This window comes from Nitrospira sp. (genome assembly GCA_016788885.1).
In the GTDB taxonomy this organism is placed as follows: Bacteria; Nitrospirota; Nitrospiria; order Nitrospirales; family Nitrospiraceae; genus Nitrospira_A.
The window spans coordinates 131451-154373 of record JAEURX010000025.1 but is presented as its reverse complement, the minus strand read 5'-3'; the positions used below and the strand labels follow the sequence as shown (position 1 = coordinate 154373).

Sequence of the window (22923 nt, the reverse complement as noted above, 5' to 3'; positions counted from 1 at the left end):
TTGATGATCGTGGCGACGTCATCGCTCGTCGGCGCCTGGGAATATGGCCGGCGAGGCTTGGTCAAAACCAAGGCGGCGGCGGCCTTCAGCTGGACCGGGATGGTTGGATCATGGGGTGGTGCCTTCGGGCACCGGTTGATTCGAGAAGAAGTGTTACTCGTCCTGTTCGGTCTGTTGTTGCTGCTGGTGAGGGGCATCATGGCGAGACAGCAACGCCCGGCGGTTGAGTGCGACGACGAAGAGTCTTGTGCGACGCGGTTTCCCCGCACGTGTTGGGTGAAGGTCGGGGCGATAGGCCTCGCGGTAGGAACCGTCAATGGATTATTCGGTGTGGGTGGCGGGTTCATGGTCGTCCCGGCCTTGATTCTGGTGCTCAAGTTCCCAGCACGAGCCGCAATCGGGACCTCGCTCACGATCATCGCGCTGATTTCCCTCGGCGGTGTTGTGGGACATTTACAATTTGGCCACCTCGATTGGAATCTCCTGGCCTATGTGTTGCTGGGCAGCGTCACCGGTATGTTGCTGGGGGTGCGAGCGGGATCGTGGCTGCCGCCGGCGGTGATGGGCCGGGTGACGGCCTCCGTGACCATTTCAATCGCGCTGATCCTCATCGTGGTGAATGCGTCCAAGTTATGGAGACTGCAAGGGTGACCGTGGTTGATGTCAGTGGCGAAGTGTCGAGCGTCGACGCGCGTCCCCTTGCCGGCATGAACCAGCCCTGCCCATGCGGGCACGTGTGGCGGACCGGTGATCTCCCCTGGATACTTCTGTGGATCACATAGCCTCGATGAGGCGATACCGATACTCGCTTTTCTCCGTCGGCCTACGTATCGGTCTGTGGATGGCGGGGGGGAGTCTGCTGTGTGGGCCGGAGAGACCGGCGTGGGCCGAGTGGTCGGCGGTGGCCGAGCAGCGGACCAGTTACACGACCGACGCATTTCAGTTTTCCTCCGCGAGGCGACTCCGTTTGACGGAAGATCCCTCGCAGCCGACGGTGGTGTCGACTGAGAAGCCGCAGGATGTGATTTGGGAACCGGCGTTGGAGGTGATTCACTCGACGCCGCTGGCGCAGGGAAAAAACGAACTCTCGGTGAAAGCCCAGGGGGCGATCTTTACCAATAATCCCGTTTTCAACCATGCCGACTACCGCATCCAGGACCGGTTTTCGCTCGACCGGGAGACGTCGATCCTGCTGCGGTATCGGTATGTGCCCAACCTGTTCCTGGGGCCGAACTTCGAACGGCGAACCGGTACCCGTTCGATTCAGGAAGAACGGGTCAGTTCTCACCATTGGCGTGCCGAAGTCGAACGTCGATTGACGGAGGCCCTGACCGGCACGGTCATCATCCGCTATGGGCTGCGTCGGTACAACGACTCATTCGCGGAGCGCGATACGAACTTCTGGACGATCGGCCCGCGCTTCGACTATCGCGCCACTGGGTGGCTCACGCTGATGGTGACCTATCTGTATGAACGAGGGCTCGCCGAGGGCCATGCCCAGCCGCAGTTTACCGACGACGTGTCCTATTATTTGCATATGGTGTCGGCCGGGGCAGAGTTTCGGTTCAATCGGGAATGGGATCTCGGCGTGACGTACGTGAATCGCCGAAAAACATTTACCAGCGGCCTCGTCGGCGATACCCATGTGGACCGCTTTGATGCCACGCACCAGGGGATTGCGGAACTGCGATATCACCTGTCCGCCGCCGCGACGGTCATGCTGGCCTATCAGTACGGCAAACGGACGTCGACGAACGTGTTGCGTGACTATCAAGACAGCATCCTGTCCATCGGCGCGCAATATCGGTTTTGACCCTAGCAGACCAGGGGGAAGTCCTTGATCTCTCAAGGGATCTGCGGTCGAGCCGAATCCTTTCTCCCCCGTGCTTCTCTTATGGGGTGAGGGAAGGAGGTGAGCAACGATGACGGTCAATGAATGGTTACGGTTGATCGCGGGATGTTTCGTGCTGCTGGCGTTGGTGCTGGGCGCTACGGTCCATCCCTACTATAATTATGTCGCCGCGTTTGTCGCGGCGAATCTCATCCAGTCCGCCGTGACGGGCTGGTGTCCCATGATGGCTCTTTTGCGGAGGCTCGGTGTCAGAGAATAGCAATGGACGAGTGCTGGCAGGGGTGATCGCCCTGGGGGTACTGATCGCGGCGGGATGCGGACCATCGCAGGAGCCGACGAAATCCGGAGAACGGCCGTCGGCAGCCGCTCCGCAGCAGCCGCTTCACGTGGCGATCATCGAAGTGAAGACGAGTCAGGTGCCGGTTAGTGTGGAGGTCACCGGTCAGGTCACGCCGGTCTACCAAGCGACGTTGGCCAGTCGTATTCAGGGCATGATTGACCATCTTTTGGTTCGTGAAGGTACGGTGGTGCGCAGGGGCGACACCCTGATCGTGTTGGATAATCGAGATCTGCAGGCCGAGTTATCGCGGATGACGGCGGAGCTCGATAATGCGCGGGCGCAACGTGACCGGATGGAAGATCTGTATCACAAAGATGCGGTGTCCAAGCAGGAATTGGAAAATGCCACGCGTACGTATAGGGTGGCCGAGGCGGGGCGCAACGCCGTGCTGGCGCAGTTGAGTTATACCATCGTGAAGGCGCCCTTCGACGGGGTGATTACGGAGAAGAAGGTGGAGCGGGGAGAGCTGGCGTCCCCCGGGCAACCACTCCTGAGAATGGAAGATCCCGCGCAGCTACGATTGGAAGCGACGGTGGCTGAAAGTGATGTGCGGGTGGTGTCGGTCGGATCATCGGTACCGGTCGTCATCGACGCGTTGGGGACGAGCCCGCTGAAGGGCACCGTGTCGCAGATCCTGCCTGCTGGTGATCCGCAAACCCACACCTTCACGATGAAGGTAGAGCTGCCGACGACCGCCGGGCTCAAGTCCGGCATGTTCGGGCGACTGCGGCTTGAAAAAGGTGTGAGTACGACGTTGCTCCTGCCGAGGTCGTCATTCATCGAACGGGGCGAACTCGCCAGCCTGTTCGTCGTCGGCAGCGATCACGTGGCACGTCTTCGCTGGGTCAAGATCGGCCGCACGCTGGAGCAGGGCGTCGAAGTCCTCTCCGGGGTGGATGCGGGAGAGCGAGTCGTGGCGGACGCCTCCAAGGGGCGCGACGGTCTACTGGTGCAAGACATGACGACGGTCCCGTCCCCTCAGGGATCGTGACGCGTCCAACGCATAGCCAATCGCGATACGCTCTATGCCCTCACCTTCCTCACAGTCACCAGCTCCTCTCGGTGTGAGCGGTCGTCTCGCCGGACTTTTTGTCGGGAGCAAACTGACGCCGCTGATCATCATCGCCAGTCTTCTTCTCGGTCTGTTCGCCGTGCTCCTGACGCCGCGCGAGGAAGAGCCGCAAATCGTGGTCCCGATGGCCGATGTGTGGTTGCCGTTCCCCGGCGCTTCCGCGAAGATTGTCGAGGAACAGCTCACCAAGCCCATCGAGCGCAAGCTGTCGGAGATCAAGACCGTCGAATACCTCTATTCGATTTCGCGTCCCGGTGGAGCACTCATCATTGTGCGCTTCTACGTCGGCCAGCCGATGGAACAGAGCCTGGTGGATCTCTACGACAAGTTAATGTCCAACCAGGACCTGTTTCCGTCTGGTGCTGCGCCGTTTCAGGTCAAGCCGCGTGACGTGAACGATGTGCCCATCGTGACGCTCACGCTGTCGAGCGAACGCTATACGGATTACCAACTCCGGCAGTTGGGCGATCAGGTGCTGGAAGACGCGAAACGGGTCGGCGGGACGGCCGGCGGGTTCGTGGTCGGCGGTCGCGGCCGTGAGTTGCGTGTACAGATCGATCCGTCACGTCTCAAGGCCTACGGGTTGACGCCGTTACGGGTGGCCGGCGTGATTCAGGGCGAAAATCTGGCCCTCCCTACGGGCCGTTTCGAAAGCCGAAACGAAAGCTTTCTCGTGGAGACCGGACGCTTTATCCGGTCGAAGGAGGATCTCGATGGGGTGGTCGTCGGCGTGAATGAGCAACGGCCGGTCTATCTTCGCCAGGTGGCCGAGGTCATTGATGGTCCCAGTGAAACGAGTCGGTATGTGTGGTTTGGCGAAGGCCCGAAAGGCAGCTCCTCGTCCTCGGAAGAAGTGCCGGCCGTGACGGTGGCGATCGCCAAACAGGCTGGGACGAATGCCGTGACGGTTGCCGAAGGCGTTATTCGCAAGGTCGAGGAGATGAAGGGGCACCTGATCCCAGCGGATGTGCGGGTTACGGTGACGCGCGATTATGGGGAGACCGCCGATGAGAAGGCCAATGAGTTGCTGTGGCATCTGTTGATCGCCGTTGTCGCCGTCGTGGTCTTCCTGGGACTGACGCTGGGCCTTCGTCCCGCTTTCGTGGTGTCGATTGCGATCCCATTGACGCTTGCGCTGACGCTCTTCATCTCGATGCTGATCGGGTACAGCATCAACCGGGTCACGCTGTTTGCGCTGATCTTTTCCATCGGCATTCTGGTGGACGACGCGATCGTGGTGGTGGAGAATACCTATCGGCATCTGACGCTCCGTCGGCGGCCGCATCGTGAAGCGTCGTTGTTCGCAGTCGATGAAGTCGGGAATCCGACGATTCTTGCCACGCTGACAGTTATTGCGGCCCTCCTGCCCATGGCCTTTGTCTCCGGTCTGATGGGGCCGTATATGCGACCGATCCCCGTGAATGCGTCGATCGCCATGTTTGTGTCCCTGCTCGTCGCGTTCATTGTCATTCCCTGGTTTTGCCAGACCTGTTATCGGCCCGGCGTGCAGATGGCCGGGGTCGATCACGAGTCGCAGGAAGGCGGTCTCAGCCATCGGCTCTACCAGCGGTTGCTCGCACCGGTGTTGTCTCACCCGGCGATCGCGTATCTGGTGCTCGCGATCATTGCGCTGTTGCTGGTCGGATCGATGGCGCTGTTTTATACCCGCGCCGTGGTCGTGAAGATGTTGCCGTTCGATAACAAAAGCGAATTGCAGCTGGTGATCGACATGCCTGAAGGCACGACGTTGGAGGAAACGGCACGGGTGACCAAGGCCCTGACTCAGTACGTGCGTACGATTCCGGAGCTGCGCGATTATCAGGCCTATGTCGGCACCGCCTCACCCTTCAATTTCAACGGGCTGGTGCGGCATTATTACCTGCGGGATCAGCCGCATGAGGCGGATATTCAGATCAACCTCGTGGCGAAGCAGGAGCGCACCACACAGAGCCATGACATTGCGCAACGGATCCGCCCTCCCGTGCAGGAGATCGGGCGGCAATATGGGGCGAACGTGAAAGTGGTGGAGGTGCCTCCGGGCCCGCCGGTGCAGTCCGTGCTTGTGGCCGAGATTTACGGTCCCGACTATGATCGGCAGAGTGAGATCGCTCGCGAGGTGAGGCAGATGTTCGAGACGACGGCCGGCGTGGTCGATGTCGACGATTACCTGGAGGCCGATCAGGTCAAGTATGTGTTCACCGTCGATCGCGCAAAGGCGGCGCTTGCCGGTATTCCGTCGGAGGAAATCGTCCGGACTCTCCGACTCGCCTTGGAGGGTGAGGATGTGGGGTTGGTGCACATTCCGAAGGAAAAGCAGCCGGTGCAGGTGCGGCTCCGTCTGCCGATCATCGAACGCACCGGGCTAGAGAATCTAGGGGTCCTCGCATTGCGGACGGCCGCCGGGCACATGGTTCCGCTCTCCGAACTCATACGGGTGGAACAGACCGTGCGGGACAAGGCGATCTATCATAAGAATCAAAAGCCGGTGGTCTATGTGATCGCGGATGTCGGGGGCGTGGGGCCGGACAAGGGGGAGAGTCCGGTCTACGGCGTGACCGGGATTGGCAAGAAACTCGAACACTATACCCTGCCGGAAGGCTATGAGCTCGCGCAGCACTATGCCGTGCAGCCCTGGTCGGAACAGCGGTTCGCGATGAAGTGGGACGGGGAATGGCAGATTACCTATGAAACCTTTCGGGACATGGGCATCGCCTTTGCTGTGGCGTTGTTGCTGATCTATTTGTTGATCGTGGCACAGTTTCAGTCCTTCCTGACGCCGATGGTCATCATGGCGCCCATTCCGCTGACGTTGATCGGGATTCTGCCCGGGCATTGGCTGACCGGGTCGTATTTTACGGCCACGTCGATGATCGGGTTCATCGCCCTGGCCGGCATCATCGTGCGGAATTCAATTTTATTGGTCGATTTCATTCAGCATCAGGAGGCGGAAGGCGTGCCGTTGTTGGAGGCGGTGATTCGCGCGGGCGCCATCCGGACCCGCCCGATTCTCTTGACCGCCGCGGCGTTGATGGTGGGTGCCTTTGTCATTATTCTGGACCCGATTTTTCAGGGTCTGGCCGTCTCACTGCTGTTCGGTGTCGGTGCCTCGACGATTCTTACGTTGGTGGTGATCCCGCTGCTCTACTACCTCTGGATCGGGACTCGTCAGCCACAGCCTGTCCGCTCTCTGCCGCAGGAAGGCACGGACGAAGTGCCTCGTTCCACCGTAGGCAATCAGCCCGGCTGATCCGTCACAGCTCCACGCCCGTTCTTGCATTCGCCGTCTCCAGTCCGACGACCACCTTCCTCAACTCCTACGTGCCGAGCGAGATGGGAAAAAGACTTCTCAACGGCTGAGCGGGAAATTATACTGGGGCCCCTCGCGGCACATCGTGCCGCTTGTCGTCAGGATGATGTATGGAGTGTCTCTCTATGTGGCGAAGCGGTGAACGGGTCTCGGTTGACGGTGTGATCGGCGGGCAGGAATCGAAGGTGCCGCTCCGGTGGGAGGCGGAAGCCCGCCGGTATGTGGAGATGGTGCTCCTGGTGCTGATCTGTGGATGGGGATATTTCGCCAATCTGCACCTCTCGTTATTGGAAGGCAGCGAAGGACTCTACGCCGGCATTGCCGGAGAAATGGGGCGGCGGAACGAGTTCTTCGATCTCACGTATCACGGTGAACCGTATTTCAACAAGCCGCCGCTGTTTTTCTGGCTGCTTCACTGGGCGACGTCGCTGTGGGGCGACCAGGAAATCGCGTTGCGGATTCCGGGCTCGCTTGCGGCGATCGGCACGGTGGTGCTCGTTTATGTCTTGGGGACGAGATTGTTGTCCTCGACGGCAGGATTCTGGGCGGCGCTCGTCGTGGCCACCAGCCATGTGTTTCTTTGGTATGGACGACGTGTGCTGTTTGATTCCACCTTGACGTTCCTCGTCACGCTGGCCCTGTTCGCCTGGGTTCAGGTGCAGATCCTGGGCCGCAGTTCACGATGGTATCTCCTGGCATTTTGCAGTATGGCGCTCGGGGCGATGTTGAAAGAGATGCACGGGTTTTTTCTGCCCCTGCTTGTCATGAGCACCTATGCCTGCATCCAGCGTGATGCACGAATGTTGCGGGACCGGTGGTTTTGGGCCGGGTTGGGCCTGGCCATCGCCATGATGGCTGGATACGCGTTGGTGCTGGGACCCGGGTATCAGCATCATTTTAGGATCATGAGCGCGATCGGGTCTGTGTGGAACAGCGGTCTGGCCGGATCTGTCGGCGTGGCCAAGGACGGGCATCCGCTGTATTGGTATCTGGGCATGATGTGGGCGGACTTCTTCCCATGGTGTGCCTTGCTCCCGTCGGCGGTGTTGTTGCTTTGGGCGCAGCGACCGCTTCGTGCACATCCGACCGAATTGTTGCTGCTGGTCTGGGTGCTCAGTCTGTTCACGGCATTTAGTCTGGCCACACTCAAGCGCGAGCCCTATCTCGTGACGATCGTGCCGGGAATCGGGCTCATGATCGGGTATTTCTATCACCGAATGTTTACGTCCGGCGAGTCGTCCCGTGCGATGCCTCCATTGTTGAAAGTCCTGCTGGCCATCCTGGCTGTGGTGTTCGCGGCAGGGATGTTTTTCGGGGCTGCGCCGTTGCGACGGCGCTGGTTAGTCTCCTCGCCGGTGGTCTCGCCGGTGTTCATCGTCACGATCGTCGGTCTGGCCGGTACGTTGCTGTTCGCGGTCGTCAAAGCGCGCCTGCATCTTGCGCTTCACGTCGTGGGTCTGCTCGCCGTGGCCTATGTCGTGCTGGTCGTGAACTACGTATTCCCGGCGATCGATCAGGCGGCTTCGCCACGGAAGGCTACGGAGGAGATCAAGGTGTTGGCGAGAGGGGCCGGCCCGGCCTTGTTCATGTATATCCCGGGGTGGCCGAAAAACGAAGATGCCCTGTATTACCTGAAGCGGGACACCGTCGTGCCGGAGCTGTCGAATGTTGAGGCGGTGCACGAAGCCGTGCGCACACATGGGCAGGTCCGGATCGTTACCGAAGAGCAGCACATGATGTCGCTGCAGCGGTTGGGCGGGTTGGTGGTCGAGCGACTCCAGGAGTTTCAGCAGCCCGGCCGAAAACATCTCTTTCTCCTCAGCGTGAATGCAAAGACCTAGTATTTCAGGCTGGGTCTGTTGCATTCTGCCACAGGAATACCGGCCCTCTCTGTAGCAGACCTCCCCCATCGCGGCGCTGTCCACAGGCACTCGATTTACGACCAAGCCGGTACGCTGCACGGTTTGGCCCGCCGCCGCCGCGGTGATGAGAGGGCTCTATCCTTGCACTCTCATCACAGACCACCTCTCTGCGCAGGCGGTGCTGCCTGCCGGTTTTGTGGCTGCGTCATCCATGCCGCATCCCAGGAATGGGAGGCAGGCGACGGATCGCCCGCCACGGTGTAGGGCAGGATGGTGTTCTCGCATTCCAGCAAGGAGGCCGCATGCATCCCCTTCATCCGATGGTCGTTCATTTCCCCATTGCGCTGCTGTTGGCCAGCTGGTTCTTTGATCTGTTGGCGCTCCGATGGCGGGAGCAACAATTTCGCGACACGAGTTTGTCGTTGCTGGTGCTCGGGGTTCTAGCAGCCGGGGTGGCTGTGCTCACGGGACATGTTGCCGAAGAGGCAGTCGAACAGAGTGGCACGATTCCGAAGCCAGCGATCGAGACGCATGAAGAACTGGCCTTTGCGGTCTTCTGGGTCTTTGTCGGTCTGCTTGGCCTGCGGGTGGCTTCGGCTTGGGGGGTGATGCAGGAGCGTCCCGCGCTAGTGCTGCTCCTCGGTTTTGGAGGGTCGCTGTTGTTGCTCGTCGCCAGCTACTTCGGCGGCGATTTAGTCTATCGCTATGGCGCGGGGATCTTGCCACGATGAACACGAGGGATACCATCGGTTGGGCTGTCGTGCTCCTGTTCCTCTGGGTGGCCTCGCCCGCGGTCTTCGCCGAGGACTCTGTCGCTCGATCGCCGCTGGGTGATCGAGCGGTGTTGCAGGCGGGGCAGGTCGTGCAGGGTGACTATTTTGCCTTCGGGCCCCACGTGGAAATTTCAGGGATCGTCAACGGCGATCTCTACGCGGCCGGTGGCGAGATCACGGTCGATGGTGTGGTCAATGGGGATGTGATCGTCGCCGGGGCGAAAGTGTTCGTGTCTGGCACGGTCGCGCAGGATGCGCGCGTCATGGGTGCACAAGTCACGGTCAGCGGCACTATCGGGAGAAATGCCACGCTTGCCGGTGTGGATCTTCATCTCACCGAAACAGCGAAGGTCCGCGAGAACCTCATCGTGGGCGGAGGGCATGTCCAGCTGGAGGGCCCGGTCGGTCGTGATGTACGGGTCGGCGCATGGAAGGCGACGCTGTCCAATGCGATCGCGCGGGATTGTATCGTCGCGGCAGAGTCCGTCCGTCTGACCTCGAAGGCTTCTGTCGGCGGTCGGTTACGGTATTGGGGGGACGCAGCTCCATCTATCGATGAGCACGCCACCGTGCGCGGCCCCATCACCAGCCGCCCGTTACCTGACGGCTGGAGCCTTGAACGAGCTCGTCAGGGAGTCGTTGGGGCGCGAGTGCTGGCCGCCGTCGTCAGTTTCTTGTCGACGTTGATACTGGGGTTGATCCTGCTCCGAGTCTATCCCGTTTTTTCACGACGAGTCACGGCAATACTGCGGGATCAGCCGGGAGTCTCTTTGGGGGTGGGCGGTGTGGTGTTGGTCGTGACGCCGGTGGCTGCTGTGAGTTTAGTGGTGACGCTGCTGGCGTTGCCGGTCGGCGTGATTCTGTTGGCCTTGTACGGGGTGACGGTGTACCTGGCGCGCATCTACACCATGACGTGGGCAGGGCAATGGCTGCTTCGCCACAAGGACGAGTCGACATCCCTGGCTCGAGCGTTTACGGTGGGGCTCGTAGTCTATTCGTTGCTCTCTCTGGTGCCGGTGGTCGGAGGTCTGATTACGCTGGGCACGGTGCTTTTCGGGCTGGGGGCGTTGCTGATGGCGAAGAAGGAACTGATTGCCGGGTTGCGGGAACAGCAGCAGGTCTGACGGGCGAAGCACAAGACACCATGAGGCGTCGATCGACATTTGATCCCGGAGAACAGCCGGCTGCGGTCACGTTGGTGGAGGGGCGCACGCTGCGTTGTCAGGGCTCGTGGACAATGTCTGCGGTAGCTCCGGCCGAACGGATCCTCGCGGTCATGGATTGGCCCGAAGGCGGGTCGTTCCGGTTCGAGGGGAGTGGCATTGCCGCCTTCGACACCGGCGGGGCGGTGGTGTTGTCACGCGCCGTGATGGCCGCGCGTCACCGTGGTTGTGAGGTGACGGTCGAGGGACTGCGGACTGAGTATCTGCAACTGATGAGCCTGGTATCGGCCAATTGGAGCGTCATGATGGCTCATGTGGCTGCGCGGCCTGACGGGACGCGATGGGTCACCACGGTTCTGCGTCGATCCGCGACGCGGGTGCTGCGAGGATTGGAATTTGTCGGCCGGACGTCGGTCGCGCTCCTGCACCTGCTCTTGTCGCCGTCCCGCATGCGTTGGCGCAGCGGTTTGAACAGTCTTCGGCTCGACGGGGTGAACGCCCTGCCGATCACCGGCCTGTTGACGTTCTTGATCGGCGTAGTGATTGCGTACCAGGGGGCCGAACAGCTGCGAAAGTTCGGGACCAATATTTTCATCGTGGACCTGGTGGGCATCTCGCTGTTGCGAGAAATTGCTCCGCTGATCGCGGCGATCTTGATTGCCGGGCGGTCGGGGTCTGCGTATGCGGCGCAGATCGGCACGATGAAGGTGACGGAAGAGCTGGATGCGCTTCAGACCTTCGGGCTCTCGCCGATCGAATTGCTGGTACTCCCGCGGGTGCTGGCCTTGGTCGTCGCACTGCCGCTGCTGACGGTGTATGCCGATGTCTTAGGGGTGTTCGGGGGGATGTTGATCGCCTCGAGTCAGCTGAACGTCGGGTTCACCGCCTTCCTCGCGCGTTTCGAAGAAGCGGTCGCATTGCGGCATTTCCTCATCGGGATCGGGAAGGCGCCGTGTTTTGCCGTCATCATTGCGCTGGTCGGCTGTTATCAGGGCTTTCAGATTCGAGGCGGAGTGGATGACGTGGGACGACACACCACGATCAGCGTCGTGCAGAGCATTTTTCTGGTGATCATTTTCGACGCGATGTGCAGCATTCTGTTGAACTGGTGGAGCCTGTAGGCCGGATCCCTCATGAAGACCTGCAGCGGCAGCCGATGCGTTCGTCAGGACCGACCGAACCTTGGGAAGTGACGGGTGTCATGTCTGGAGCCGCGCACACTGACCCTCCCGTGATCGAGGTGAGCCATGTGTCCACCCGGTTCGGTCCGGCGGTCGTGCATGAGGATGTGAGCCTCACGGTCTTGCGAGGCGAGGTGTTCGCCATTGCGGGCGGAAACGGATGCGGGAAGTCGACGCTCTTGCGGGAGATCATCGGCCTGTTGACTCCCACGACCGGGAGCATTCGCCTCCTGGGCGTCAACAGCCTCGAACTGGAACAGCCGGACGGATCTCCGCTCCATCGGCGGTTCGGCGTGATGTTTCAGCATGGGGCCTTGTTCAGCTCCATGACGCTGGCCGACAACGTCGCCGTCCCCCTGAAGGAACATACGTCACTGAGCGGCGGGCTCATTCGCGAGATTGTGGCATTAAAAATCGCCCTGGTCGGGCTTCCTCCCGACAGCGCGCTGAAATTTCCAAGTGAACTCAGCGGTGGGATGCGTCGCCGCGCCGCGCTGGCCCGTGCCATCGTCATGGACCCCGAGCTGTTGTTTCTCGACGAACCGACCGCCGGACTTGATCCGATGATCGCGGCGGGGTTCGACGATCTCGTGCTCGAGCTCAAACGATTGTTGGGGCTCACCGTTGTGATGGTGACACACGATCTCGATTCGTTGTGGCGCATTGCCGATCGGGTGGCAGTCCTGGGCGAAGGCCGGGTGTTGGGACTGGGTACGATGGAGGCGCTCGCGGCGTCGGACGATCCCGTCATTCGGAGCTACTTCCATGGCCCGCGAGGGCGGGCTGCGCTGCTGAACCATGCGGGAGCTGCGCCGCATCGGGAGTGAGAGGTGCCGGATGGAACCGAAGGTCAACTATATCGTGGTCGGTGCATTCGTGCTGTTGCTGGGATTCACGGTGCTGGGGGCGATTTTCTGGCTGGGGAAGACGGACTACCGCGGCATCTATGATCGCTATGATGTCTATACCAGGGAGTCGGTGGCCGGGCTCAGCGTGGATTCGACCGTCAAGTATCGCGGAGTCGACGTCGGGCGGGTGAAAGAAGTGGTCCTGAATCCGGAGAATCCGGAAGAGGTACGGATCACGTTGAATATCGTCGGCGGGACGCCGGTCAAGACCGACACGCAGGCGGTGTTGGTGACGCAGGGCCTCACGGGGTTGGTGACGCTCAATCTGACGGGGGGAACTCGGGAGGCCCCACCGCTGTCACCCGCGGCCGGGCAGGTGTATCCGGTCATCAAGAGCGTGCCGTCGCTGTTGGGGCGATTGGACGGGACCCTGGCGAAATTATTGTCCGATCAGGGCGTGGCCACGCTCGTGGCACAGCTCAACGGTTTGGCTCAGAATGCCTCCTTGATGGTGGACGAAGAGCATCGTACGCTGGTCAGGCAAGTGCTCAAAGATCTGGCTGAGCTGACCAAGGTGTTGGCGGCTCGCAGCAGCCAGGTAGACCACGGCCTACAAGGCGCGGCACAAGCGGCCGAGCGGGCGGCGAACGTCACGGAACGACTCGGAACGCAGCTGCCGGCCGTACTCGACCGTATCAACAAGAGTGCCGCCGGGCTCCAACAGTTGACGGAGGAATGGTCGCGCACCGGTCGTTCGCTCGGCGAGATGGTCGGCGCCAGCAAGTCCGGCGTCGAGCAGTTTACTCAGCAGACCCTAGCCGATGCGGGGCTGCTCGTCACCGAGTTGCGACAGCTGACCGCCACCCTGAATCGAGTGGCCCAACAAGTTGAACGGCAACCAAATGTGCTGGTGCTTGGTCGTTCGTCTCAGTCCAAGGGGCCGGGAGAGTGAAGGGAGCATCGTGGGCGATTGTCATGCGCTGAGCAGGCTGTTGCTGGGTCTGGCCCTCTGCATGTTGACGGCGTGTGTGCTGCCTCAATCGACGGACAGTCCGGTCCATACGTTTGTGTTGACGATGGAAGAGGCCGATCGCGAACGTGGGACGCCGTTTTCGCGAGTCAATGCGCAGGGCGTGTTGCTGGTCGGTGTGCCGCAGGCTGCGGCGGGATTCGAGCAACCGCGTATGGCGTTTCTGCAGCGGCCGTCGGAAGTGAGTTATTACGCCAGCCATTTCTGGGTTGACGCCCCTTCCAGGATGTTGGCGCCGTTACTCATTCGATCTCTGGAGCAGTCGGGAACCTGGCGTGTGGTCGTCCCCATGCCCTCGGCCCTCCGTGCCGACCATCAACTGGATGTGTCGGGAGTGGTGGTCCAACAGGAGTTCGTACAGCGGCCGAGCCACAGTCGGGTGCGGTTGCGGGCGCAACTGACCGACGTGAAGACGCAGCGCGTGGTGGGGGCCAGAAGTTTCGACAGGCTGGAACCGGCTCCCAGTGAGGATGCGTATGGCGGGGTGTTGGCGGCGAACCGCGCGGTGAGCGCGGTGCTGGCCGAGGTCAATCACTGGATTGCGGGCTGTCTACGCGAAGCGGGAAAGGAGGTCTGTTGACCGGCCGTCCCGCTGCTGGCGGGGATGGCGCCGGATGGTTCGTGAGGAGACGGTATCGGGCATGCGGACCGCGCTGAAAATCGGGTTTAGTTTCGGGCTCACGTCCGGGGTGATCACGACCCTGGGGTTGATGGTGGGGTTGCACGCGGGGACGCATTCCATGCCCGCGGTCCTGGGAGGCATCCTCACGATTGCGGTGGCCGACGCCATGTCGGATGCCTTAGGGATCCATGTGGCCGAAGAATCGAAAAACCATGGCAACACCCATGACATTTGGGCTTCCACGGCCGCGACGTTCGCCGCGAAGTTCGTCATCGCCGGAACCTTTGCCGTCCCGGTCCTGTTCATGCCGCTGGATGCGGCCGTTGTCGTCAGCTTGATCTGGGGCCTGTCTCTGTTGGCCGTGCTGAGTTATGCGCTTGCGCGGGCACAACGGGTGCCTCCCTGGAAAGTCATCGGCGAGCACGTGCTCATCGGACTCAGTGTCGTGGCGATCACACATTATCTCGGAGCGTGGGTGCGGGCGACGTTCGGATAAGAGTCGCAGATGAAGGAGATGCAGGAGGAATGGAGATCCAGACGCAGTTACCGAAAGTGGGGGTCGGTCGCCGCTGTGGGGCGATGCAGGCCAATCTGGGCGGCTATCGAAGTCTCCTCAGCGAAGCGATGTATGAGGAACTGACGACACTCGCCAAAAGTTTGAAGGGCATCAGGATTTGTCATGTGAATTCGACGGCCGCTGGCGGGGGAGTGGCGGAGCTGTTGGCGCGCTACATTCCGATGTTGCAGGCGCTCGGTGTGCAGGCCGACTGGCGCTTGATTCACGGGGAACCGGATTTTTTTGCCATCACCAAGGCGTTTCATAACGCACTGCAGGGCGGCCACTACGGACTGGGAAAGGCCGAGCAGGACCGCTACCTCAAGGTCAACGAGCGGAGTGCGAAGGCGCTCGGCAACGACTACGATCTGTACATCGTGCACGATCCGCAGCCGGCGGCCATTCGACATTTCGCGGGCTCGCGCGGCGCCAAATGGATTTGGCGTTGTCACATCGACAGTTCGGCACCGGACAAAGATGTCAGCCATTTTTTGCGTCCCTTCTTGGAAGAGTACGAGGCGGTCGTGTTCACGATGGACCAATTCGTGCTGCCGCAACTGGCGTCCAAGCGCATCGCGTTCATCGCACCCGCCATCGATCCGCTGGCGACCAAGAACATGGAGTTGCCGGCCGATCTGTGCCGCCGCGTCATTGCGGATTCCGGTGTGGATCCGGTCAGGCCGTTGCTTCTGCAAGTCTCTCGCTTTGATCCTTGGAAGGATCCGCTCGGCGTGGTGCATGCCTATCGCCTGGTCAAAGAGGACCTTCCCGCAGTGCAATTAGTGCTCATCGGCGCCATGGCCGGGGACGACCCGGAAGGGTGGGAGATTCTGGATCGGGTGGAAGAGGAAGCCGCGAACGATCCTGATTTGTTTGTGTTCACAAACCTGTCCGGCGTGGGAAGCATGGAGGTGAATGCCTTTCAACGCAGCTCTGATGTCGTGATTCAAAAATCACTGCGGGAAGGGTTCGGGTTGGTGGTGTCAGAGGCCCTGTGGAAAGAAAAGCCGGTGGTTGCCGGCAACACGGGCGGCATTCCGATGCAGTTTCCCGAGCCCTTCCACAAGAATCTCGTCATGAGCGCAGAGGCCTGCGCAGAGCGGGCGCTCTATCTGCTCCGGCACCCGGGTGAGCGTGGGGAGTTCGGGCGGGCCGGGCGCGAGCATGTCCGCCAACATTTTCTGATGCCGCGTCTGGTGCGGGACGAGTTGCGGCTGATTCATCAGGTGTTGGAGAGCGCATGATCCGTCACGGCTGCAATGCGCTGGTCGCGTATTTTTCGATGGAGATCGGCCTCAACCCATTGATGCCGACCTACGCGGGCGGCTTGGGTATCCTGGCCGGCGATACGATTCGCTCCGCCGCCGACCTGGGCGTCCCGATGGTCGGCGTCACCCTGCTGCACCGGCGCGGCTATTTCTATCAGCGGCTCGATCGGGCGGGCTGGCAGACCGAGGAACCGGTGGCCTGGGCGATCAATGATTTTGCGGAGCCGTTGGAGCCACGTGTCTCAGTTGAGATCGAAGGGCGATCGGTGCAGGTGCGCGCCTGGCGGCATATCGTCACCGGTATGTCGGAGCATGCCGTTCCCGTATATCTGCTCGATACGGATCTGCCGGAAAATAGTCCCTGGGACCGGACCATCACGGATTCGTTGTACGGGGGCGATGCCCACTACCGGCTCTGTCAGGAACTGGTTCTCGGTTTCGGCGGCTTCGCATTGTTGCAGGCCCTGGGGCATGACCACATCTATCGGTACCATCTCAACGAAGGGCATGCGGCATTGCTGGTGCTGGCGTTGATCGAAGCGGAACTCGGCGGGGAGCCGCGCAATGGAGCGGTGCCGCCGGAGGTGATCGAGAAGGTGCGGGAGCATTGCGTATTCACCACCCATACGCCGGTGCCGGCCGGTCATGATCAATTTCCTGCCGACCTGGCGCATCAGGTCTTGGGGAAACGGCGCTGTGAACTCGTCCAGGCCTGCCAACATCAAGGGGCGTTGAACATGACGTTATTAGCGCTGCGCGGGTCGCGGTTCGTCAACGGCGTCGCGATGCGGCATGGTGAGGTCTCTCACTCGCTCTATCCCGGCTACCCGATTCACTCCATTACGAATGGGGTGCATGCCGTGGCCTGGGCGGCCCCCGCCTTTCAAGGTGTGTATGACCGTCATTTGCCTGACTGGCGATACGATCAATTGTCGCTGCGGTACGCCATCAGCATCCCCGGTGCGGAAATTTGGGCCGCCCATCGGGAGGCCAAGCTGGCGTTAGTCGATGAGGTCAATCGCGAGACCAACGCAGGATTCGATCGGGATGTGTTCACAATCGGCTTTGCCCGCCGCGCCACCGCCTACAAACGAGGGACGCTGGTGTTTCACGATGTTGAGCGGCTACAGCGATTGGCGAAGCAGGCCGGTCCGATCCAGTTCGTGTTCGCGGGCAAGGCACATCCCCAGGATCAGGAGGGCAAGGAGATGATCCGCCGCATTCACGCCATGCGAGGGCAACTCTCGGTCGCCTATGTGGCCAATTACGATATGACCTTGGCCCGGCTGTTGTGCGCGGGGGTCGACGTGTGGCTGAACACACCGTTGCCCCCGATGGAAGCGTCCGGCACCAGTGGGATGAAAGCGGCCATGAACGGTGTGCCCAGCCTGAGCGTCCTGGACGGTTGGTGGGTCGAGGGACATATCGAAGGGGTGACCGGTTGGTCGATCGGCGAGAAGGTCGAAGCCTGCACCTCCCCATCGGAGGAGGCTGAGGCCTGTCATGCCGCGGCACTCTACGACAAACTCGAACAGCAGGTGCTACCCTGCTTCTACAAGGAACGGGACAGATTCATCGAGATCATGAAACACACGATTGCGATCAACGGGGCATTTTTCAATACGCAGCGCATGGTCGGACAGTATCTGCGTAACGCCTATCGGTTGGTCGATCAGGCCGTCAATGGAGCCTAGCCGTATGGTGCACGATCGCGACACCATGCAGTCCGACTACAACCACCTACTCACGTTGTGGACGTCAGGTGTCCGCGATTATCACACCATGCTGTCGGACTATCTCACGGCCAATTCAATTTTCGTCGCCGTCATCGGGTTGCTCGTCTCGCGGGAGTCGCTGGCACTGCCTTTTACCATCGTCATTGTCTTGCTGAGCATGATCGGGATTCTCATGAGCGCGCAGATGGCGATCGTATTGGGCCGGTTTTCCGGGCAGAATGCGCTGTGGGAATGGCAATTGCGCGGCATCGAGACCAGACCTGAGTGGCTCAACCGGAAACCGGTGAGCACGCTGTATCGATTGCGCGAGCACCGGGAAACGATCATTGACCAGAGCAATGAGCCGTGCTCATTCGAGCCTTCGTGGGCATTTCGTCAACACCGCCAATGGTGGGCGCATCGCGCCATCAGCTTCCCCTGGTTCTTCGGGACGGTCTATGGGTTGTTTTTGCTGTGGGGACTGACGCAGGTCGCACGGTCGATTTCGTTGTCGCTCAAATAAACAGAAGACCCTGCCTCCTCTGCCCGCGGTGAAGGCCCTCACGAATCCCTGGTTCCATGCCATCGTGCGTTTTGCTGAAACACGATTCATGAGAAATTCTTCATGATCCGTTCATTGTCTATTCATGTGTCGCTGCCACACTGGTATGGTCACGGGAGAAGACGCATCCTGTCGCACGCAGACCTGCAGAGTAAACGATGAACAAACTGAACACCATTGTGCCGCTCACGCTGCTGCTGTTGGTGGTCGTTGGCGCAATGGGAGTCATGGCCTTCTGGGGCTTGTCTTTGCTGGATGTATCCCGGTAAAGGCCTCGCCGGCCTCTGTCGAGAGGGTACGCGAAAAGAGGTGGTGGCATGCTCGTGCTGTTGGCGCTGGGAGGGATTACCTGTGTGGTGTGGATGGCGATGCTGTGGTTGTCCTTCTTCGATGACAGGCAGATCGTCTTGCTGCGGACGCCTGTGAAGCGCAGCAGGAACGCCGTTCGAGACGGCAAGGACTGAACAAGATATAGGGGATCATTGTGCGGGAGCCAGGAACATTCAGCGGTCGACGGTGGTCGATTGTGCTGGCAAGCGATGCCGACGCCGGGATGCCACCGGCGATCAGGCCCCGGCCTGAAAAGACGGTTCCCAAGCCATACGGCCGATTCCTTGGGACTCGCTCGAAACTCCAGCATACGCTGGATCGCATGATGCAGGTCGCCAGTCCGGCGCGTACGGTGGTCGTCCTGGCTCGTGGGCACCCTGAGGTCTGGGCGCAGATCAGCGCGCGGGATCCCGGGATTGTCTTGGTGCAGCCCCGCAATCTTGGCACGGCCTCAGGGATTTTTCTCTCGTTGACCTACGTTCGTGTGCGTGATCCGGAGGGCATCGTTCTGATTTCTCCCTCCGATCATGTGGTGTTTCCCGAGGAACGGTATCTCAAGGAGGTACTGTATGCCGTGCGAGCGGCGGAGAAGCTGCCCACGAAGCCGGTGTTGCTCGCGTCGCGGCCGGAAGGACCGCATGCGGAATACGGGTGGATCATGCCCGATCATCAGCTGATCAATTTCGGTCCTCGCACGATCCGCCGCGTCAAGACATTCATCGAGAGCCCGGAGCCGCCGCTGGCGCAGTTGGCCTATGCGTCAGGGGCGCTGTGGAATACGTGCATCATGGCGGGAAAGGTCGAAGCATTCTGGAACCTGGGCCGGAGAGTGTTGCCGAACATGATGGTCCTCTTCGAACGTCTGACCGAGGCGATCGATACGCCGAAGGAGGCTGAAGTGCTGCGGACGATGTATAAGCGCCTGCCGTGCCTCAGTTTTTCGCGTGACCTCCTCGAGCAGGCGCCGAGCGAGGCAGCGGTGATGGAAATGATCGGGCTGACGCACCGTTCTTGAGCGACAGCCGCGGGGTGTATTGCCTCACGGCGAAGAGGGTCGTTGCTGCAAATGGCAACAGTACGGTCCGAGACGTAGGCCTCCTCTGGATTCTACCAGCCCAGAAAATAAGCAAATGCCCAATCGGACGAGTAGGAGCCCCGTTGGCATTTGTCTTGCTGGAAGAGACACTATTCGTCGTTGATCGCCGACAGAACGATTCCACCACCCACGCGTACCGCTCCTTGATCGACCTGCCGTCGCCGCTTGCCGGAGACCGGTCGTCTCCACGGGAACAGTCGCCCAACCGTTTCAGAGGAGCTATCATGACTAAGCCACTGATGACACGGATTCTCATGGCGACCGATTTTTCTGAAGGCGCAGCCTGTGCGCAGACCTATGCCGCCTATCTTGCCTCCCACTGGGCAGCCACGTTGGAAGTGCTGCATGTCATCGAGGCGCCCCACCGAGTGAACGCCGAGGCAGAATCTCTTGCTGCAGTGATGGCGGCGCGGGCTCATGCCGCGCAGCAGTTGGCCGAAGTACGCGAAGATCTGGTGCGATGTGGCCTGTCCGCGAAGGTGCGGTTGGTGCTGGGGAATCCGGCAGAGCACATTGGTGTGACTGCGAAGGATGAAGGGGCGGAACTCATTGTGCTGGGTGTGCAGGGGCGAACCAATATGCTCTGTGGGCTGATCGGCGGCACGACGGAACGGGTTGTGAGGGAAGCGCCCTGTCCTGTTCTCGCGGTCCCAGGGTTGCGTGAAGAAGCGGGCAAGCCCTCTGCGGCAGGCCCAAAAGTGCAGATCCGGCATATTCTGGCACCGCTGGATTTTTCGAGCCCATCGTTGGATGCCGTCGAATATGCCGTCCAGCTCGCCAACGGCCTCCGTGCCACCGTCACCTTGATGCATGTGTTGGAGCCGGTCTGCTACGACTTGGATTGCGGCCTGGGCCTGGTCGAACAGGAGGCGCAAAAACGAGACCATTGGAACAAGCAACTGGAGGAGCTTCGGACCTTCGTGACCTCATTCGGCTTGGCCGCCGACGTCGAGATTGCAGGAGGCATGGCTTCCGATGTGATTCTCGCCTCTGCGCTGCGTCATCGGTCTGACCTGATCGTGATGGGGACCCATGGCCGTCGCGGCCTATCGGTGGAACGATTCGGCAGCGTGGCTGATGCGGTGTTACGCCGGGCGACCTGCCCGGTCCTCACCGTGAAGGCGCCGAAATTCGCGCCGAATCATCGCCGGATCATGCCACAAACCATGAGCGAGACGGAAACTGAAGGAGCAGAGCGATGAACCAGCGTGAAATTTATATCACCGAATTCGATTTGGCACGCCTGAGAGATGTCCTGAACGCTCGTCTCAGCGCCGGGGCACGGGACCGGGATCACTTGGAGAGTTTGGAGCATGAACTTGATCGCGCCCATGTCGTGGATCCTTCGGCCGTTCCCCATGATGTGATCACGATGAATTCCCAAGTACGGATCGAAGACGTCGATACCGGCATGGAAAATGTCTATACGCTGGTCTTTCCTTCTGATGCCGGCATCCAGGACAAGAAGCTTTCGATTCTTGCGCCAATCGGGACTGCCCTGTTGGGGGCCCGCGCGGGGGAGACGGTGGATTGGCCCGTGCCTGCCGGGGTACGAACGGTGCGCATCAAGGCAGTCTTGTATCAGCCGGAAGCCGCAGGAGATTTTCACCTCTAGCGGACTGCGGGAAATCGTGGCGCGAAGAGCGTATCTCGTGGACGAAGAGGCTATGCCTGATGGCGTATCGCTGAGAGCAACGAACATATCATGAACTATACGGAGGGGGACGATGGACGTTCGCAGTAAGGTGTATACGTATCACACGACCGTGAAGTGGACGGAGCAGAAAAAAGGCGTGATCGCCTGTGACGGTAAACCGGAGATCCAGGTGGCGACACCGCCGGAATTCAAGGGGCACGAGGGGATCTGGTCTCCGGAAGACTTGTATGTCGCGGCAGCGAACATTTGTCTCATGACCACCTTTCTCGCGGTGGCTGAACGGGCGGGGCTAGCCTTTGCTTCGTATCAATCTGAGGCAGAAGGTCGTCTGGAACTTGTGGACGGGAAGTTTCAAGTGACCGTGATCACCTTGCGGCCGCGCATCACGCTTCAGGCCGGAGGTGACGCAGCCAAGGCGAAAGAATTGATTGAAAAGGCCGAAGCCAACTGCCTGATTTCCAATTCCATGAAAACCAGTGTGACCTTGGAACCGACGATTCTATGACTTCCACGCCTGTGGCATCTTGCGCCAGCCAGATCGTTGCGTTGGGGTGATTCTCTCCAGACCCCAGGCGCATGGGGTTGCAGCCTCCGTGAGAATCGGCGGCTTCAGCAAGATGTGTCATTCCCTTTCCTACAGATGTGAGTGGCACAGGGATCGCATTCTGATCATCCTACGTAGTCCTGATTCATAGAAACGCGCTCTGGAGTGAAGGGTTTCCCATGAACCGACGACGTAGCCTATACTGTGGTGCGGCGCTGATCCTCTTCCTGACGGGGGTAGGCAGTCTGCAGGCAGGTGATGACGGCGATGCCGCGAAGGGGAAGTTGCTCTACGCCAATGTGTGCATCCGGTGCCATGGTGTGGAAGGAAAGGGAAACGGCGTCATGACCTTCACGCCGCCGGTCGCCGACCTCACTGCTCCGGCCGTGCAAAACCAATTGGAGGCGACCTTGCTGAAGACGATTCACGAGGGTCGAAAGAACACGGCGATGGGGGCCTGGAAGTTCGTCCTCACCGAACAAGACATGCGCGATGTGACGGCCTATCTGCGCCAGTTGGGCGGCGAGGCCGGACGGAGTCAGCCCTGAATGAACGGTATTCGTCATCTCATCAATTGGCGTGTCGTCGGGGTGGGGACAGCTGCACTGTGGGTGATCACGGTGATGATCATGCTGACGTGGTTCATCCAGGGGCATACCAGGCCGGCTAGCGATGGGCGTACGGAAATTCTTCTGGCTCCCGCGGAACGGGATCTCGTATTAGCGGAGATGCGCGATCTCTTAAAAGCGGTGCATGGTGTCGTCACGGTGTTGGGAAGACCGAGTCCGAACCTCAAGGATGCGGAAGGGGCAGCTCGCGCGGCAGGCATGGCGATGGCCGTGGACGTCAACCCTGCGATCATGTTGAAGCTTCCCCTCGCATTCAAGCAAATGGGCATGTCCATTCATAAAGATATGGATCATCTGGCCGATGGTATCGCGCAAGGCGAGACGTCGCAGCAGATTCTCAGTCGCTTGTCGAGTATGACGGCACGATGCACCACCTGCCACGATATGTATCGTTTTGCGACGAAATAGCCATCTACCGTCGGCGTTCAGCCGTCAGCTGTCAGCATCAGAGGACATGCGGAGAATCGAAAGTGGCCGGTTGAGTGAAAACTGAATCCATTTCCTCTGCGATGACTC

23 protein-coding genes are annotated in these 22923 nt (G+C 60.4%); all 23 read left to right on the top strand.

Annotated elements, in window-relative coordinates; all coding sequences use genetic code 11:
• Positions 1–651: sulfite exporter TauE/SafE family protein (locus tag JNL86_07285; GenBank protein MBL8042708.1), on the top strand; the 651-nt coding region annotated here is incomplete at its 5' end.
• Between the two features lie 136 nt (positions 652–787).
• Positions 788–1813, top strand: a complete 1026-nt coding sequence (locus JNL86_07280) for a hypothetical protein (protein ID MBL8042707.1) — start codon at positions 788–790, stop codon at positions 1811–1813.
• A gap of 109 nt (positions 1814–1922) precedes the next feature.
• Positions 1923–2111 carry a DUF2892 domain-containing protein gene (locus tag JNL86_07275; GenBank protein ID MBL8042706.1) on the top strand — a complete coding sequence of 63 codons (189 nt, stop codon included), beginning with the start codon at positions 1923–1925 and terminating at the stop codon, positions 2109–2111.
• On the top strand, positions 2098–3183 hold the full coding sequence (locus JNL86_07270) for an efflux RND transporter periplasmic adaptor subunit (GenBank protein MBL8042705.1): 1086 nt from the start codon (positions 2098–2100) through the stop codon (positions 3181–3183). The genes JNL86_07275 and JNL86_07270 overlap by 14 nt, the downstream gene beginning before the upstream one ends.
• Before the next feature lie 34 nt (positions 3184–3217).
• Complete coding sequence (locus JNL86_07265) at positions 3218–6511, top strand: efflux RND transporter permease subunit (GenBank protein MBL8042704.1); 3294 nt, start codon at positions 3218–3220, stop codon at positions 6509–6511.
• Between the two features lie 185 nt (positions 6512–6696).
• On the top strand, positions 6697–8412 hold the full coding sequence (locus JNL86_07260) for a glycosyltransferase family 39 protein (protein MBL8042703.1): 1716 nt from the start codon (positions 6697–6699) through the stop codon (positions 8410–8412).
• Between the two features lie 323 nt (positions 8413–8735).
• Entirely contained in the window at positions 8736–9164 is a 429-nt protein-coding gene (locus JNL86_07255) for a hypothetical protein (GenBank protein ID MBL8042702.1), read from the top strand.
• Positions 9161–10330: a hypothetical protein gene (locus tag JNL86_07250; GenBank protein MBL8042701.1), complete on the top strand. Its 1170-nt coding sequence runs from the start codon at positions 9161–9163 to the stop codon at positions 10328–10330. Before JNL86_07255 ends, JNL86_07250 begins: the two co-directional genes overlap by 4 nt.
• 20 nt (positions 10331–10350) lie before the next feature.
• Positions 10351–11490, top strand: coding sequence for an ABC transporter permease (locus JNL86_07245; protein ID MBL8042700.1), 1140 nt, complete (start codon positions 10351–10353; stop codon positions 11488–11490).
• Positions 11491–11570: 80 nt separating this feature from the next.
• A complete protein-coding gene (locus JNL86_07240) occupies positions 11571–12377 on the top strand; it encodes an ATP-binding cassette domain-containing protein (protein MBL8042699.1) in 807 nt (268 codons plus the stop codon).
• Positions 12378–12387: 10 nt separating this feature from the next.
• On the top strand, positions 12388–13350 hold the full coding sequence (locus JNL86_07235) for an MCE family protein (protein MBL8042698.1): 963 nt from the start codon (positions 12388–12390) through the stop codon (positions 13348–13350).
• Between the two features lie 10 nt (positions 13351–13360).
• On the top strand, positions 13361–14008 hold the full coding sequence (locus JNL86_07230; protein MBL8042697.1) for a membrane integrity-associated transporter subunit PqiC: 648 nt from the start codon (positions 13361–13363) through the stop codon (positions 14006–14008).
• Between the two features lie 61 nt (positions 14009–14069).
• Positions 14070–14546, top strand: a complete 477-nt coding sequence (locus tag JNL86_07225; protein MBL8042696.1) for a hypothetical protein — start codon at positions 14070–14072, stop codon at positions 14544–14546.
• A gap of 29 nt (positions 14547–14575) precedes the next feature.
• Positions 14576–15850, top strand: a complete 1275-nt coding sequence (locus JNL86_07220; protein MBL8042695.1) for a glycosyltransferase — start codon at positions 14576–14578, stop codon at positions 15848–15850.
• Positions 15847–17568 carry an alpha-glucan family phosphorylase gene (glgP, locus tag JNL86_07215; GenBank protein ID MBL8042694.1) on the top strand — a complete coding sequence of 574 codons (1722 nt, stop codon included), beginning with the start codon at positions 15847–15849 and terminating at the stop codon, positions 17566–17568. The genes JNL86_07220 and glgP overlap by 4 nt, the downstream gene beginning before the upstream one ends.
• A 4-nt stretch (positions 17569–17572) precedes the next feature.
• Complete coding sequence (locus JNL86_07210; GenBank protein MBL8042693.1) at positions 17573–18112, top strand: hypothetical protein; 540 nt, start codon at positions 17573–17575, stop codon at positions 18110–18112.
• Positions 18113–18468: 356 nt separating this feature from the next.
• Positions 18469–18615, top strand: coding sequence for a hypothetical protein (locus JNL86_07205; protein ID MBL8042692.1), 147 nt, complete (start codon positions 18469–18471; stop codon positions 18613–18615).
• A gap of 62 nt (positions 18616–18677) precedes the next feature.
• Positions 18678–19496: a hypothetical protein gene (locus JNL86_07200; GenBank protein MBL8042691.1), complete on the top strand. Its 819-nt coding sequence runs from the start codon at positions 18678–18680 to the stop codon at positions 19494–19496.
• A 305-nt stretch (positions 19497–19801) separates the two neighbouring features.
• Positions 19802–20779 (top strand): universal stress protein, encoded by a 978-nt coding sequence (locus tag JNL86_07195; GenBank protein MBL8042690.1) that lies wholly within the window; start codon positions 19802–19804, stop codon positions 20777–20779.
• The gene (gene rnk / locus JNL86_07190) at positions 20776–21192 is read left to right on the top strand and encodes a nucleoside diphosphate kinase regulator (GenBank protein MBL8042689.1); all 417 of its coding nucleotides are present in this window, start codon (positions 20776–20778) and stop codon (positions 21190–21192) included. Before JNL86_07195 ends, rnk begins: the two co-directional genes overlap by 4 nt.
• Positions 21193–21304: 112 nt before the next feature.
• Positions 21305–21739, top strand: coding sequence for an OsmC family protein (locus JNL86_07185; protein ID MBL8042688.1), 435 nt, complete (start codon positions 21305–21307; stop codon positions 21737–21739).
• Positions 21740–21957: 218 nt separating this feature from the next.
• Complete coding sequence (locus JNL86_07180) at positions 21958–22326, top strand: c-type cytochrome (GenBank protein MBL8042687.1); 369 nt, start codon at positions 21958–21960, stop codon at positions 22324–22326.
• Positions 22327–22347: 21 nt separating this feature from the next.
• Positions 22348–22815: a cytochrome c gene (locus JNL86_07175; protein MBL8042686.1), complete on the top strand. Its 468-nt coding sequence runs from the start codon at positions 22348–22350 to the stop codon at positions 22813–22815.
• Positions 22816–22923 lie beyond the last annotated feature (108 nt).